Below are 14,870 nucleotides of genomic sequence, written 5' to 3'. Positions count from 1 at the left end.
AGATTCTGCGCGGTTGCTCGAAGGTCGGCGGGAACTCCACCGGCGGCGACGGCGACGATGTTGAGTTCAGCGGCGTAGCTGCTCTCGAGTTCGCCCGCCGATGCAGCAGCCTGACCGCCGATTGAGTAGCCCCAGATCGCGGTCTTGTTGCTCGCGCTGATCCCGACCAGCGGGATGTCATCGGCGGCGCGGACGATGTCCAGCACTGCGCGGCCAGCGTTTCCAGCAACCGAGTAGGTGGGCTTGCCGCCCAGCGTGTATCCGTCGTAGTCCGTGATCACGACTGCGTAACCGCGCTTGAGCGCAGCGACGATGTTCGCGATCTCGTATTCCTTGCCGGACACGAGTTGCTTTGAGCCGGCGCACTGCTTGCCGATTCCTCTGCCAATCTCCGCTCCTCGGTCTCGCGTCGGCTGACCGCCGAGTTCGCGCAACGTTGGATCGCTGGAGGTTCCGAGCGTGAGATCCGGCGCCGAGACCTGCACAGTAGTCCGCTGCCGCACCTGCCCACCAACACCTTGCACTTCACCGCACCACGGCGACCCGAGGACGGCATCGGCCCGACGTCCGAGGCAACTCGTCTCCAGGATGAGTTGATCGGAGAACTCTCCGGCGCTGCCGGGATCGTGATCGGCGCACCCATGTACAACTTCTCGATGCCCTCGACCCTCAAGGCATGGGTCGACTACGTTCACGTCCTGGGTGCCACTTCACCTCCGGAGGAGGGAATCGCCCCATTGCAAGGGAAGCGAGTGGCCGTAGTGTCGTCGCGTGCAACGCCGACCGGCGCTGATCCGCGGGCCGATTTCGTCCTCGGTCCGTTCTTCGCCGTTCTCGGTGGCTTCATGAGCATGGCCGTCGAAGCTTTCGTGGTGCATACCGAGCCGCCAGCGGCCGTGGGGGACTTTCACCGTCCCATCGACGAGGTGCGCCGCGAATTCCTCGAGTGTGCTGAAAGCTGGCAGTAAGGCTGTTTGCCGCGTGCCGAACCCGTCCGGCCCGGGACCGCTTGATGATCACCCTCACCGGCGCGGGTCGGCACGTCGACTGCAGCACTGCGTCGAGAATCTGACTTCAGCTGCTCGGCTCGACGGACCGCCGCCGGCGTCGCACGTCTGAGACGGTCAGCCACAGGGCCGAGACGAGGAAGTAGAAGGCGCCGAATGCGGCATAGGGAGCGATGGCGGCAATGCCCGGGACCTCGGGCGCGTTTGCCTCCTTGAGGAACATGACGCCCGCGAATGCCGACTGGGCACCGCTGAGGATCATCGGCCACTGCGCGCCGTAGCTCTTCCAACGGCGAATGCCCGTCGCGAGCTGAAAGAGACCTGCCAGCGCCGCCCACACCCCGAACACGCCGAGCACCGCGTTCATGCTCATCCCGAGTGCGATGGCTACGGCCGCCGTCGTCAGCCCGCTGACGACGGTGTTGAGAGCCTGAGTCGGGTTGCGCTTCATTCCTCCGTTGCGCTGTGCGTCCGCGATGTTGGCAGCGGCGTCCCAGGCCGGATAGATCAGAAGGAGACCGCCGACGAGGGCGGTCATGCTGGGTGCCACCGTGAATGCGGCAGCTACCCAGACGAGTGAAACTGCGGCTCGCGTGAAGTAATAGGATTTCAGCCACTTGTTTCCCTCGGAAGAGCTTGGCTTCGTAAGGACCTTCTCTGTCATTTCCTTCTCCTGTTTTCCAATTAGAGGAAAGACGCGAGTGACCGAAGTGTCACGGCGCGTTGCTCGTGGTGACGCGTTTGTTCAGCAACCTACCTACTAGATGGTAGATATTTATGTGACTCGAATGTTTTTATCCCGCCGTGACTACTGGCGGGCCGCAAGCCTTTCGATCAAGGCCTGCGTGATAACCCCGAAGACCTTGGCGTCGCCGTACGCCCGAGCCGACAGCATGGCGCCGTGCACGGTCGCCACAACGGTCTCGGCCTCGGACCGTGCGGTGCCACTCAGAACGATATTGCCCTGATCTGCGCCTCGCTCGAGCAGGGACGTCAGCCACGCCGACAGCGTGTGGAAATGAGCCCTCAGCTCCCGAACGATTTCCTCTGGGAGCAGGGGAATTTCGCTTGCAAGTAAGGCGCAAACGCAAAAGGTGGTGGTTGCGTCGCCGATGCAACCCTCCCAATAGCCGATGTAGGCGCGGATTTGATCCATCGGATCGGGAAAGCGTCGTTCGAATTCTGCGATCCCCGCATCGACCTCTTCGCGATACCGCTCCACGAGAGTGCGGACCAGATCGACTTTGGTAGGAAAATGGTGATGAATGCTTGCCTTGCGAATTCCGACGACGTCGGCAATGTCGGCGTAACTAAAGCCGTTGTACCCCCCGGAGATTATCAATGAGCGAGCGCAACTGATGATGTCGTCAGAAGTTGCGGCGGCGTTGCCCATGAGCGTGACGCTACCTACTAGTAGGTAGGCAAGTCAAGAGACGAGGCTTTGTGGCGCTCGTCGCCGCAATCGACGGAATTCGGTGAACGGTACGGACCGACGGGGAATACCATACTTATGGGATGCAAGGGCGTGAGCTGAGCGGGGAGAAATGGTAGGCACCTTCCTGCTCCACAGCGACGACCTCGGCGAGACCGAGGAGATCCTTGGGACCAACTTCGCCGAAATCCGCATCGGCGCGAAGGCCGCAGGAGCGTCCACCAAAGCTCGGATATGGCGAACGAAAGCCGGCCCGTTCACCGTCGACGAAGCCCACTTCGGCTATGACTTCAGCTACGACATGGAGCCGCCCGACGACATCCTGCTGTGCCGGGTCCGTTCAGGTGTCATCGAAGAACAGCTCCCGCACGAGCACGAAGCGTTCGGTCCAGGCAAGGTGGTCGCGTTTGGCGCCCTCGACGGAGTGCCATACTCCGGCGCCGTGCACCGCGCGCTGTACGACATCGTCGCGGTGGGCAGGCACCTGCTCGGCGAGGTCGCGCACGACCAGTCAGTACGGCTGACCTCGACAGTGCCGATGAACCCCGATGCCAACCGGCTGCTGGTGGACGCCATCGACTACGTGCGCCACGGCGTCGTCGCGAACCCGCATGCGGTGCAGGAGCCGTTGATGGCAGGAGCGCTATCTCGTTACCTGGCGGCCAGCGTGCTGTCGGCGCTCCCCCACACGACGTGCCAGGATCCCGGTGCCGGAGGCCGCCCGGAGGCCAGCCCGGTACGACTTCGGCAGGCGATCGCGTTCATCGACGACAACGCCCACACTGATATCTCCCTCGCCGACATCGCGGCAGCGGCCGACACGACATCGCGGTCGCTGCGGTACTTGTTCCGCCGTCACCGCGACTGCACCCCAATGGAATACGTTCGTAGGGTTCGCCTGCATTACGCCCACCACGACCTCGAAGCCAGTCTCGGTGCGGCCGCGACTGTCAGCGCGATCGCCCACCGGTGGGGATTCGCCAACGTGGACCGGTTCACCCACCACTACCGAGAGACCTACGGCCACGTTCCTCACGTCATCGGTCGCGAGGCGACCGTCGCCATCAGCGATTCATGACACCCGCTCATTCGATTCGTTCGACCCATTGCGCCCGGGATGGCCCCGGCTCGAAGGCCTCGCCGAAGTACTGCGTCTCGCGGACCACCTCTGCATCCTCGAACTCCATGACGCTGACGACGTAGAACGGCTTCCCGTCATACGTCAGGACGAGCTCGCTGACCCAAAGATCTCCGCTGCCGAGCATCCGCCGCACGGTGAAGCGCTTCGCGCTTGGCTGAGCGACGCGCGACGCCTCGATGTTGGCGCGCCCACGGATGCGTTCGCCCGATTGCGGATACTCGAGAACCGCGTCATCCCGGTAGATTTGGTGCTCGGCGGCGAAGTCATTGGCGTCGGAGGCCGCCCAGTGGCGCTCCAAAGCGGCTCGGACGTCGTCATCACTCATCGCGATCCTTCCGACAGCACAACCGTCTCAGTATGTGCTGCTCAAACCGACGACACCTCGTCGAGTCGCTGATTCGTCGACGACACCATCCCAAGTGCGACGGAGGGGGAGGGGTCCCACTGGATCGCCTTGGCAGCCAGCAGTGCGGCGCCGGTCGCGGTGACTTGGGGCTCGGGGATGACGGTGACGTCGCGTCCGGTGACGGCAGCCTTGGCAGTGACCCAGCCCGGCGAGCGGGACCAGCCGCCTGCGGCGTACACGTGTGGCTGAGATGGGAGGTGGGCCGCGACACCCTGGAGTGCGTGTTCGCCGATGCGGGCCAGGGCCCCGAGCACGGCCGAAGCCCGTGAGATGGCCGCGGTCGGCGCGTCGTCGGTGTAGCGGGGCGTCCCCCCGCCGCGGGCGCCAGCGATGAAGGCAGGAACGTGAAGGAACCGATCGGGTTGGCGTTCGCCGGCGATGATGGATTCCAGTGTGGCGCTGACCTGTTCGTCCCGGGACGCCCACTGCACGTTGCGGTCGAGCTCCTCGACGCTTAGGACGGTGGTCCCGGCAGAGCGGATGCCGGGCGCAACGTCGACGTCGGCGCCGTGCTCGACGTCAGCGTCGGGGGATTGTGCGACCACGACTTCGGCCGTGCCCATCGAATCCAGGATGGACTTCGGATCCATCTGGTGGACGCCCCATCCGCCGATGGGATGATCGTGTCCGCCTGCGACGACGACGGCGTCAGCGGCGAGCACCCCCGCCGACGCGAGCCGGCTGGAGACGCAGTCGCCGATGACGTCTCCCGCGCGGCGCACCGGTGGCAGCAGCGCTGCGGTGCCGATGCTCGCCGCGACGCGGTCGTCGACCCATCGTCGGGTGCGCCCGTCCCAGGCGGCGGTGCGCGCGGCCAGGCTGTCGCTGATGAAGGTCGTGCCGGTCCACACGCTGGAGGCGTAGTCGGTCAGCGCCAGCCACGATCGCGCCCGCGAGGCGCCCGGTTGATCGACCGCCCAGCGCCACCCCACGATCGTCCGCGCCGCGTCGTCGCCCACACACGGGTTCGGGTACGGCGCGAGTCGTGGAGACAGGGCTGCGAACACGTCGGCGCGGCGAGGGTCGAACCAGGCCAACGCCCCGGTGATCGGGGTCATCTCGTCGTCGACGAGGACACCGTCCTCGCCGACACCGGCCACGCAGACCGCGTGAATGAGGTAGCTGTCGGAACAGATTTCGAGGATCATCTCCTCGATGGCCCCGAGCAACGCCAAGGCGTCGACAGCGCCGCCGGCCGCGACCCGTGGTGTCGTCCGTCTGCGTCGGCTGACGACGACACCACGGGGATCGAGTGCGATCGCTTTGGTGTTGGTGCTGCCGATGTCGACTCCACACACCACCGGCGATCGGGCGCTGCGGCTTCGAGCCATGACCACCGTTCCTTCGTGTTCAGCGCCGCCCGTCGGCGCTCAGCCGGCGAAGCTGACGTCATGAGTCAGCGCGGCGATCTCCTTGAGCACGGTCTCGCCCTCGCTACGCTCACGCTGCCAGATGTTGCGTCCCACGATGACGCCGCGGGCGCCTGCGCGCAAGGTTCCCGCGACCGCTTCGACGGTCTCGGACACCTCACCGGAGAGCGGACCGCCTGCGATGACCAGTGGTACGCCGAGCTCTTCGACGAGACGCGCGGTGCGCTCTTCGCCGGGGAAGGCAATCTTGATGATGTGTGCACCGAGGTCGTAGGCGATTCGGGCGACCTGCTCCTCTTCGACGGCGACCTCCTCGGTGCGGGGCGCGCCCATGAGGACGGGCTCGAGCACGAGCGGGATGTCCCATGCGTCGCAGGCGGTGACGACCTTGCCGACGCGCGAGCACATCGCCGCCCGCTCGGAGCGCGACATGTTCCACGGGAAGAGCATCTTCACCGCATCGACGCCCATCCGGACGGCTTCCTCGACGGTGGTGATCAAGGAGTGCGATCCGCCGCCGTCGAGCTGGGTGAAGTCGTAGTAGGTGTCGATGGTCAGCACCCGCGACAGGTGGGGGTGCTCGGCGAAGAACACCTCGGTCTGCTTGACCTGGCCGGGCGTCATCATGAAGCCGGTGATGTCGGATCCGGCCCACTCGGCGAACGGCGCCGACGGGGTCTCCAGGCCCTTGATCCGGTTGAAGATCAGACCGTGGTCGACGGGGACGATGATCGCGGCGCGATTGTTCGGCAGCGTCCGGCGCATCCGGTATTCCATGCTCATCTGATGTCCACTTCTCTCGATGGTGAGCGGGGTTGCCGCGTCGGTGGGTAACCGCGGGATGGATATTCACGATTGTACGTATTGTACGTACAGTACGGTACTATATGGCTTGGGTCACAATTGGGCAAGACGACGAGATCGAGGAGCGCAGTGAAGCGGCAGATCATCAACAGTCCGGACGACGTGGTGCCTCAGGCGCTGGAGGGTCTGGAACTGTGCTTTCCCGATCTCATCCGGTACGAGCCAAGCGCGGGGTACGTGTGCAGGCGGACGCCGGCCCGCGACAAGGTCGGCGTGGTGTCGGGCGGCGGGGCAGGTCACGAGCCGCTGCATGCGGGGTTCGTCGGACGCGGCATGTTGGACGTGGCCGTGCCGGGCGCGGTCTTCGCGAGCCCGACGGCCCTGCAGGTCCAGGAGGGCACGGTCGCGGCCGACTCGGGCCGCGGGGTGGTGCAGATCGTGAAGAACTACACCGGCGACGTCCTGAACTTCACCATCGCCGGTGAGCTCGCCGGGGATGACGCAATCGAGACGCGAATCGTGCTGGTCGACGACGACCTGGCCACCGACACCGGCGACGAGGACGGCCCAGGACGTCGCGGAACGGCTGCCGTGGTCACGGTCGAGAAGATGGTGGGAGCATGCGCCGAGGCCGGTGCGCCCCTCGACGAGGTCGCCGCCCTCGGACGACGGGTTGCCGCGACCTCACGCACGATGAGCCTCGCCCTGGAGGCGGGAACCCATCCCGGCCAGAACCGGCCCGCCTTCGAGCTCGGCGCCGACGAGGTCGAGCTAGGAGTCGGCATTCATGGCGAAAGAGGGAGGGGGCGAGTGCAATTCGCCGATGCGGACGCCTTGACCGAGATGCTCGTCAACCCCCTGGTCGCCGACCTGGGCCTGACCCGCGGTCAGGCGGTCATCGCGATCGTCAACGGACTCGGCAGCACCTACCCGCTGGAGTTGTCGATCGCCGCCCGCTCGGTGCACCGTCTGCTTGGCGGCCTCGGCATCGGCGTAGCCCGCACACTGGCCGGTTCCTACGTCACATCCCTTGACATGCACGGGTTTTCGGTCACTCTCACGCCCGTGGACGACGATCTCCTCAAGCTGTGGGACGCCCCGGTGCGTACCCCCGCCCTGACCTGGTAAGGACCCACGATGAACGACACCGCTGCTGACACGACGCTGCCCAACGAGTTCGCCGCCCACTGGGTCACCGCGATGCTGGCCACCGTGCTGGGATCGGCCGGGAACACCAACACGGGCGCGGCCGAATCCCTCGGGGAACTCGACCGCCAGTCCGGCGACGGTGACTTCGGCGCCAACCTGACCTCGGCCTTCACCCGGGTGCGCGGTGAGATCGACACGACCGCACCGGACACCTACCCCCAGTGGCTCACCGCCGTGTCGCGTGGCTTCCTCGGCACCGGTGGCACCAGTGGTCCACTGTTCGGAATGTTCTTCCGCGACCTGGCCCGGTGCACCACCGAGCCGACGCCGACGCTGACGGAGCTGGCGACTGGCCTGCGAAACGGCCTGGCGACCGTGCAGCGCTACGGCAAGGCCGAGGTGGGACACAAGACGATGGTCGATGCGATCGCCCCCGCGGCGGATGCGCTCACCGCCAGGGCGGCCGCCGGGGACGACCCCGTCACCGCGCTCGAGGCCGCCGCGGCGGCGGCCGTGGACGGCGCCCGCAGCACCAGCGACATCATCGCCCGCCGGGGTCGCGCCTCCTACGTCGGCGAGGTCTCCCGTGGGGTACTGGACCCCGGTGCTGCGGCGGTCGCGATCATGGTGGCCTGCGCGGCGGCGGGTGCGGGGGGTGGCGACGCGGCCGTGGACGTGTCCTGGATCGGGAGTTGACCCCGCTGGCAATGGGGCCAGCCTCCCGATGCTGAAGGCAACCGCTGCATACCATCGGGATTGTCCGTACTGAGGAGATCGAAGGGAGCAGACGCGTGACCGTCACCGACGACTCCATCGACCGGCAGTCCGCGGTGCCCTACTACCAGCAGTTGGCGCATGTGCTGGAGAGCCGGATCTCCTCCGGGAGCATCGAGCGCGGGGCGCGACTGCCCAGCGAGAACGACCTCTCCGTCGAGTTCGGGCTCTCCCGTGCCACCGTGCGCCAAGCCATGCAATTCCTCGAATCGCGCGGCGCGGCCAAGCGGATCCCCAACCGTGGCGTCTTCGCCAGCGAGCCACCCGATGGCACCGGCTGGATGATCCAGGGCAAGGAGGGGTTCCTCGAGAACGCGATCGGTCACCAGAACCGCTCGGTCACCACCCGCGTCGTCCGCTCGGGGGCCGTCGCATTGCCGCCCTACGCTTGTCGCTCTCTCGACTTGCCCGATGGGACAGCGGGGTTCGAGTTGGTCCGGGTCCGTTCACTGGACGGAACCCCAGCGCTGTACAGCATCAACTACAGTCCACCGAACATCGCTCCGGTGTTGGCTGCTGCTGCCGAGGTGCTCACCGGTCGCGCGTCGCTGACCACGCTGCTGGCCAACGCCGGGTTCGTCATGGGTGGCGCGAACCGAATCATCCGCGCGCAGCTCCCCAGCGCGGAGATCTGCGATGCGCTTGGCGTCGAGAAATCGGAGCCGATGCTCTGCATCCGCTCGACGTCGTGGACGTCGGAGGGTCTGCGCTACGACGTCTACGAGACGTGGGTGCGCAGCGACGTCGTCCCCCTAGAGGTCAACGTCGGCGCGCTCGACCTCGGCCCCGGCCGCTGAGCGGGCGGCCTCCGAGCCCGGGTCGCTGTCGGTGCGCAGCACGTAGGTGACCGCGGCCGCCACGGCGTACAGGGCCGCGAACGTCCAGATCAGCGTCGACATGTGCGCGACCCCGCCGAGCAGCCCCACCAATGCCGGCCCGACGAACGCGGACAGTCCGGCGGCCAACGTGTACACGGCCAGTGCGCTGCCGCGGTCCTCTGGCGGCACCATTGACGGCACCAGCGCGGTCAAGGGCACGAAGCCGGCCAGCCCGATGCCGAACACCGCCCAGCACAACATCACCAGTGCGACGTTGGGCCCGACGAGCAGCGGCACGTAGTACAGCAGCAGAATGCCGACGCCGCACATGACACAGCCGAACCAGGTGACGGTGCGTCGCCAGCCGAAGCGGTCGCCGAGAATGCCGAAGGCCAGGTTCGCGAAGATGTTCGCGGTGTAGACGACGGTGACGATCATCAGGTAGGTGCCCTGGGAGAACCCGATTCGGTCGACGAAGAACAGTGGGGCGACGACGAAGAGCGCGAAGTTCGGCGCGGTATTGACCAGCCGGACGAACGCCCCGGCCGCGACGCGCCGGTCACGCCACAAGATGGTGATGCCCTTGACGAGCTCTTGGACGGCGCCGTCGTGACCGGTCGGCCCGGCGTACGTCAGATCGCGAATCCCGAACAACGCCATCGCGGCCCCCGCGACGACGAGAACCGTTGCCAACCAGAAGGTTCCGTATTCACCGATGACCGGGATGGTCGCGCTGGCAAGCAGCGAGCCGAGGGTGGGCAGACCGGCGCCGAACGCGAACCAGAACCAGCCGACGGAGCTGCCGCGCTGGTGCGGCGGGGTGGCAAGGTTGATCCACACCAGGAAGGCATAGGCGAAGAACGGGTAGCCGATGCCGCGGATGGCGTAGGCCGTTATCGCGATCCACGGTGTGTCCATGGCGATTCCGGGGAGGAGGAAGAAGACTTCCAGAATCACCCACGACGCCGCGCCGATCGACATCACGCGCCGGGGACCCAGAATCGAGGACAGGGTTCCGGCCAGCCAGGAACCCACGGTGACGAAGATGCCGTACATGCTGATGGTCAGCGCGGTGGACGACTCGGAGTAGTGCTCGCCGTGAATGAGGAACGGCGACAGGTAGTTCGACTCGACGCCGTCGCCGATCATGAAGAACAGCAGGCCGACGAAGCCCAGCAGGAGAGCCGGGGGCATGCCTGCCTTGTCGACGAGCCGGGCCAGCCGCCCGAGCGGGGCGCTGTGAGTGCTTGCCTCGGTCATGTCATGCTCCTGGTGCGTGTGCGGGGCGGGTGTTTTCGACGATCTGATGGCTTTCGACGTCGAGATCGTTGAGGCTCAGACCCTTGTCGACGATTTCCTGAGACTCGGGCGGCAGCTTCAGCCAGCGCACCAGCACCGCGGCCAGCACGTAGAGGGCGGCGAAGACGATGGTGACGCCGCCAGGGCCGATCACGTCGAGGAAGATCGCCACGATCAAGGGGCCGACGAACGTGGCGGCGCCTGCGCCCAGGTTCAACACGGCGATGGCGTTGCCCTTCTTCTCCGGCGCGATCAGGGACATCAGCACGGAGATTGGGGTGAACCCGGCCAGGGTGATGCCGAAGAACGCGGCGCACAGACCGGCCACCCAGTACTGGGGGACGGCGTGCGGCAGGAAGTACAGAGCCAGGCTGCTGACCGCCGACCCAAGGCAGCCGAAGATCCGCAGGGTGCGATGCCAGCCCATCTTGTCGCTGATGATGCCGAACAGCAGGTTGGCGAAGATGTTGGACGCACCGATGATGAACACCAGCTGCAGCCACCCTGCGGTGCCGAAGCCCAGGGTATCGGCGAAGATCGCCGGGAGGAAGACCAGGAACCCGAATTGTGGTGCGGTGTTGATGATCCGGATGATGCAGCCGATGCCCACCCTTGGGTTCTGGAACGCGATCGCGATGCTGTCGATCAGGCTCTGGCGGGTCGTGGTGGATGCCGCAGCCAGCCGACCACCACCGGTCACCCCGCGCAGGCCGAGGAGTACCAGAAGACCACCGGCGACGACGATGCCAAGGGACAGCCACAGGGTGGCGTACTCGCCGATGACCGGTTCGGTACCGCTGGCCAGCAACGAGCCCAGAGTGGGAAGGCCGCCGGTGAACGCGAAGTAGAACCAGCCAACGGCTGACCCGAGCCGCCTCGCCGGACTTGCGGCCAGCACCCAGACGAGGAAGCCGTAGGCGAACAGGGGATATCCGAGGCCGCGGATGCCGTAGAACACCAGCATCAGCACGTAGTTGTCCGTGGTGAGCGCGACGGCCAGGAAGAGAACTTCGAACGTCGCCCAGATGCCGAGGCCGATCCACATCACTCGTCGTGGACCCCAGGTTTCCGACAGTGCGCCCGAGAGCCAGGATCCCAGCGTCACCATGAGGCCGTAGACGCTGATGATGATGGCGGCGCGATGAGCGCTGCCCGCGCCGTTCTCGGCCAGGTACGGCGAGATGTATCCCGATTCGACTCCGTCGCCGATCATGAAGAAGAGCAGGCCGACGAAACCGAGGAACAGTGCGGGTGGAAGACCGATGCGCTCGATGAAGGGGGCGAATCGGCTGTTCGCGATGGCGTTGGACATCAGTGTTCCGTTCCGTTCGGGAAGATCTGGACCTTGAGCGCGGAGTCGCTGTGCGCGGCGGTGATGGCTTCGCCGTACTGCTCCAGCGGGAAGGTGTGGGTGACCAACCGTTCGACGGTGGCGCCGATATCGGGCATCATCGCCACGGCTGCAGCGAATGACGTTGCGACCGACTGGGATCCGACGAAGGTCAGCTCACGGTCGAACAGGTCGTATGGGCGCAGCGGGATGGTCGTCTCTGCGCTGACGACACCCATCTGGAGCAGGGTGCCGCGCTTGTCGAGCAGGTCGATCGCGGCTGCCACGGCGGCGGGATGACCACTGGCCTCGATGGCGACGTCGGTACTGCGTGGCGGGAGCTGCTCTTCGGCGCTCACGGCGTCGTCGGCGCCGAGGTCAAGGGCGGCCTTGCGGCGCGCCGGGCTGGGTTCGACCACCTGAACGAATCGGGCGCCGGCTGCTCGCGCGACGACCACCGCCAGTAGCCCGATCGACCCTGCGCCGAAGACCGTCACGCGACGGTCGGTCAGCGGCGGGGTGCGGTCCAACGCGTGGAGCACACACGACAGTGGTTCGATCAGCGCGCCTGCGGACATGCTCAATCCGTCGGGCAGCAGGTAGGTCACCTTCTCGGGGACCGCGACCAATTCCGCGCACGCTCCGTCGGACGTGACGCCGATCGGCACCAGGAAGTCGCAAAGATTCGGCTGGCCGCCAAGGCAGTCGGGACACTTGCCGCAGGCCACGTTCGGGTCGACCGCGACGCGCTGGCCGACGTGAAACCTGGTGACGGCCGAGCCGACCTCGACGATGCGGCCCGCGAACTCGTGCCCTGGCACGACGGGGAACCTGCCGGTGGGATAGTCGCCGATGACGAGGTGAAGGTCTGTGCCGCACACGCCAACGGCGACGGGTTCGACGACCAGCTCGTCCGGTCCGGCAGCCGGACGGGGCTTGTCGGCCGCCTCGTAGTTGCCCTGCCCGTCGAGTACGACTGCACGCATTGTCTCCACCTCGTGTTCTACGCCTCGTAGTCCGTGCCCGGGTGCCGGTAGGCCATGACACTGTGATGCACCTTACACACGGTCGACCGTATCGTCTAGATCATACGTACTGTATGGACAATGCTGTGAAGTGGTCATACTCTCGAACTACGAGACGGGGGTCACTCCCTTCAAGCGTACGATCGCCCATGAAGGTGGCGACTTCATCCACGACGTGCGCCTAGCCCGTGGCGCACGCCATTCGAACGAGTGGGATCGGTGGACGGCGTCGTACCTGGCGGGGCCTCCCACGGCCTTGGAACATTGAGCTGAGGTGAGAGGCGGGCGAGCGCATGACTACGCGCCACGTCGAGCGATTCGGACTGGGACTGGCCGCGCTGGGGCGCCCGGCGTATCTCACGGGTGGGCGAGACCAGGACGTCGGCGCCGGCCGGTCGGTCGCCGAAATGCGGACCAGGACAGCTGAAGTCCTCGATGCCGCCTACGCAGGCGGCATCCGCTACGTCGACGCCGCCAGGTCCTACGGTCGCGCAGAGGAATTCCTTGCCGACTGGCTCACCTCGCGGCCGGAGGCCACCGACGTAAAGGTGGCGTCCAAATGGGGTTACCGCTACGTCGGAGACTGGCGGATGGACTCGGAGGTGCACGAGGTCAAGGAGCACTCGCTGGAGGCCTTCCGCGCTCAACTACGGGAAACCCAAGCACTTTTGGGCGATCGCCTCGACCTGTACCAAGTCCACTCGGTGACAGAGGACAGCCCGGTGCTGACCGACCGTGCGTTACAACGCGAGCTTGCCGACCTTCGTGACGAGGGCGTGCGCGTCGGACTGTCCACCTCGGGACCCCGGCAGTCAACGGCCATTCGCGCCGCCCTCGCGATGGACGTCAACGGATCACCCCTGTTCTCCTCCGTCCAGGCGACGTGGAATCTGCTGGAGACCTCGGTGGCGCCCGCTCTCGCGGAAGCCCACGACGCGGGAGTCGCGGTCATCGTCAAGGAAGTCTTCGCCAACGGCCGTATGGTGCCGGGCAGCTCGGATCCGGCGCCCGGAGTGAACACGGTGTCGCGCCTGGCCGATCGGTTGGGTGTCGGCGTGGACCAGCTCGCGATGGCCGCCGCACTGCAGCAGCCGTGGGCGCCGCGCGTGCTATCGGGCGCGGTCACCGTGGCGCAGATCGCCTCCCACCTTGCCGGGGCCGACGTCGATCTTCCTGTGCACGTGATGGGCGAGCTCGCGGACGTGAGCGAGGACCCCGACGACTATTGGGCGGCCCGCTCTCAACGGGAATGGCGCTAGCGTCTGACCGACTTCGCGACGCCGGTCGACCACGTCGATGCAATGCCTGGCCGTGGCCGAACCGTGATGAAGGCTTGACCGAATTGTCAACGCGTCCTGCGGGTTCGAGGATCGGCGTCCTCGTACGATCACATCGGTTAATGACGATGCGGTTAATTCGAAGGGATTCGGCCGATGCGGGCGGTCATACTGTCTGTTCTAGGGGTGGTCGTGGTCGCCATGACCATGACCGGAGGTACGGCCGGCGTCGACACGACGGCGGTGAGTCTCCCGCTCAATTCGGTCATCAAGTCGATTTTGCCAACGCGCGGCGAGGTAGTGGGTGTGGCACACCCCGTGGTGATCACCTTCAACGGACCCATCGCCAACCGGCAGGCTGCCGAACGCGCCATCGACGTCCAGTCGAACGTGGCCATGACGGGCAAATTCCAGTGGCTCGACGACAACGTCGTGCAATGGGTTCCCGACCGATTCTGGCCGGCGCACACCACGATTGCCCTGTCGGTGGCGAGCAGACCGACCGAATTCGCAACGGGCCCAGCGGTCGTCGGTGTCGCCGACCTCTCGGAACACACGTTCACCGTGACCGTCGACGGCGTTGCGACGGGCCCTGCGCCGCACCACCTGCCCCACGCGGGCGAAGCGGGGGTTCTGCTGGCCTCCATGGGGCGGCCGGACTACCCGACACCCGTCGACACCTACACGGTCCTGTCGAAGGATCGCTCGGTGATCATGGATTCCAGTAGCGTCGGCATCCCCGTCGACGATCCCGACGGTTACCGCCTCTCAGTGGATTACGCCGTCCGCATCAGCAGCCGTGGCCTTTACGTGCATTCGGCACCGTGGGCCGTTCAGTCGATGGGGTACGAGAATGTCAGCCATGGCTGCATCAGCCTGAGCCCAGCGACGGCAGAGTGGTACTTCAACACCGTCGAGGTCGGCGATCCGGTAATCGTGCAGGAATAGCAGCCGCTGTCAACCATTCGGTTGACAGCCGGTGTCGACCTCTTAACTGGCTACTCGCCCGATCCCGATCGAGGCTCTGCGTCCATACGT

At 66.1% G+C, this 14,870-nt stretch carries 16 protein-coding genes; 7 read left to right on the top strand and 9 right to left on the bottom strand.

Annotated elements, in window-relative coordinates:
* The coding region (locus ACRDUX_RS15865; RefSeq protein WP_526414971.1) for a lipase family protein at positions 1–344 on the bottom strand (344 nt) is incomplete at its 3' end.
* Positions 345–365: 21 nt separating this feature from the next.
* Between ACRDUX_RS15865 and ACRDUX_RS15860 the strand changes: the two genes are divergently transcribed.
* The gene (locus ACRDUX_RS15860; RefSeq protein WP_526414972.1) at positions 366–968 is read left to right on the top strand and encodes an NAD(P)H-dependent oxidoreductase; all 603 of its coding nucleotides are present in this window, start codon (positions 366–368) and stop codon (positions 966–968) included.
* A 106-nt stretch (positions 969–1,074) separates the two neighbouring features.
* Here ACRDUX_RS15860 and ACRDUX_RS15855 read toward each other — a convergent pair whose 3' ends face one another.
* Together ACRDUX_RS15855 and ACRDUX_RS15850 are read right to left on the bottom strand one after the other, a co-directional pair.
* Complete coding sequence (locus tag ACRDUX_RS15855) at positions 1,075–1,545, bottom strand: DUF308 domain-containing protein (RefSeq protein ID WP_526414970.1); 471 nt, start codon at positions 1,543–1,545, stop codon at positions 1,075–1,077.
* Positions 1,546–1,815: 270 nt separating this feature from the next.
* Positions 1,816–2,400, bottom strand: a complete 585-nt coding sequence (locus ACRDUX_RS15850; protein WP_526414969.1) for a TetR/AcrR family transcriptional regulator — start codon at positions 2,398–2,400, stop codon at positions 1,816–1,818.
* Positions 2,401–2,551: 151 nt separating this feature from the next.
* Between ACRDUX_RS15850 and ACRDUX_RS15845 the strand changes: the two genes are divergently transcribed.
* Positions 2,552–3,517: a helix-turn-helix transcriptional regulator gene (locus tag ACRDUX_RS15845; protein ID WP_526414968.1), complete on the top strand. Its 966-nt coding sequence runs from the start codon at positions 2,552–2,554 to the stop codon at positions 3,515–3,517.
* A gap of 7 nt (positions 3,518–3,524) precedes the next feature.
* Here ACRDUX_RS15845 and ACRDUX_RS15840 read toward each other — a convergent pair whose 3' ends face one another.
* Genes ACRDUX_RS15840 through ACRDUX_RS15830 form a run of 3 tightly spaced genes read right to left on the bottom strand, consistent with a single transcriptional unit; the run spans position 3,525 to position 6,139 of the window.
* Positions 3,525–3,905 carry a nuclear transport factor 2 family protein gene (locus ACRDUX_RS15840; RefSeq protein WP_526414967.1) on the bottom strand — a complete coding sequence of 127 codons (381 nt, stop codon included), beginning with the start codon at positions 3,903–3,905 and terminating at the stop codon, positions 3,525–3,527.
* Between the two features lie 41 nt (positions 3,906–3,946).
* Positions 3,947–5,317: an FGGY family carbohydrate kinase gene (locus ACRDUX_RS15835; RefSeq protein WP_526414966.1), complete on the bottom strand. Its 1,371-nt coding sequence runs from the start codon at positions 5,315–5,317 to the stop codon at positions 3,947–3,949.
* Between the two features lie 39 nt (positions 5,318–5,356).
* Positions 5,357–6,139: a class I fructose-bisphosphate aldolase gene (locus ACRDUX_RS15830; RefSeq protein ID WP_526414965.1), complete on the bottom strand. Its 783-nt coding sequence runs from the start codon at positions 6,137–6,139 to the stop codon at positions 5,357–5,359.
* 150 nt (positions 6,140–6,289) lie between these two features.
* Here ACRDUX_RS15830 and ACRDUX_RS15825 point away from each other — a divergent pair, with 150 nt between their 5' ends.
* The 3 genes from ACRDUX_RS15825 (at position 6,290) to ACRDUX_RS15815 (ending at position 8,880) form a co-directional block, all read left to right on the top strand.
* Positions 6,290–7,288: a dihydroxyacetone kinase subunit DhaK gene (locus tag ACRDUX_RS15825; protein ID WP_526414964.1), complete on the top strand. Its 999-nt coding sequence runs from the start codon at positions 6,290–6,292 to the stop codon at positions 7,286–7,288.
* 9 nt (positions 7,289–7,297) lie between these two features.
* Complete coding sequence (gene dhaL, locus ACRDUX_RS15820; protein ID WP_526414963.1) at positions 7,298–8,005, top strand: dihydroxyacetone kinase subunit DhaL; 708 nt, start codon at positions 7,298–7,300, stop codon at positions 8,003–8,005.
* 95 nt (positions 8,006–8,100) lie between these two features.
* Positions 8,101–8,880 carry a GntR family transcriptional regulator gene (locus tag ACRDUX_RS15815; RefSeq protein WP_526414962.1) on the top strand — a complete coding sequence of 260 codons (780 nt, stop codon included), beginning with the start codon at positions 8,101–8,103 and terminating at the stop codon, positions 8,878–8,880.
* On the opposite strand, the gene ACRDUX_RS15810 is transcribed toward ACRDUX_RS15815, so the two are convergent.
* From ACRDUX_RS15810 to ACRDUX_RS15800, 3 genes are read right to left on the bottom strand one after another with little or no spacing between them, the layout of a single operon-like run.
* Positions 8,836–10,161: an MFS transporter gene (locus ACRDUX_RS15810; protein ID WP_526414961.1), complete on the bottom strand. Its 1,326-nt coding sequence runs from the start codon at positions 10,159–10,161 to the stop codon at positions 8,836–8,838. The two genes, ACRDUX_RS15815 and ACRDUX_RS15810, sit on opposite strands and share 45 nt — an antisense overlap.
* A 1-nt stretch (position 10,162) precedes the next feature.
* Complete coding sequence (locus ACRDUX_RS15805; RefSeq protein WP_526414960.1) at positions 10,163–11,512, bottom strand: MFS transporter; 1,350 nt, start codon at positions 11,510–11,512, stop codon at positions 10,163–10,165.
* The gene (locus tag ACRDUX_RS15800) at positions 11,512–12,516 is read right to left on the bottom strand and encodes an alcohol dehydrogenase catalytic domain-containing protein (RefSeq protein ID WP_526414959.1); all 1,005 of its coding nucleotides are present in this window, start codon (positions 12,514–12,516) and stop codon (positions 11,512–11,514) included. The genes ACRDUX_RS15805 and ACRDUX_RS15800 overlap by 1 nt, the downstream gene beginning before the upstream one ends.
* A gap of 332 nt (positions 12,517–12,848) precedes the next feature.
* Here ACRDUX_RS15800 and ACRDUX_RS15795 point away from each other — a divergent pair, with 332 nt between their 5' ends.
* A complete protein-coding gene (locus ACRDUX_RS15795; protein ID WP_526414958.1) occupies positions 12,849–13,814 on the top strand; it encodes an aldo/keto reductase in 966 nt (321 codons plus the stop codon).
* A 174-nt stretch (positions 13,815–13,988) separates the two neighbouring features.
* Positions 13,989–14,780, top strand: coding sequence for a L,D-transpeptidase (locus ACRDUX_RS15790; protein WP_526414957.1), 792 nt, complete (start codon positions 13,989–13,991; stop codon positions 14,778–14,780).
* Positions 14,781–14,870 lie beyond the last annotated feature (90 nt).

It is taken from the genome of Mycobacterium sp., assembly GCF_050701675.1.
Taxonomy (GTDB): domain Bacteria; phylum Actinomycetota; class Actinomycetes; order Mycobacteriales; family Mycobacteriaceae; genus Mycobacterium.
This window is presented reverse-complemented; position numbering and strand designations above follow the sequence as displayed.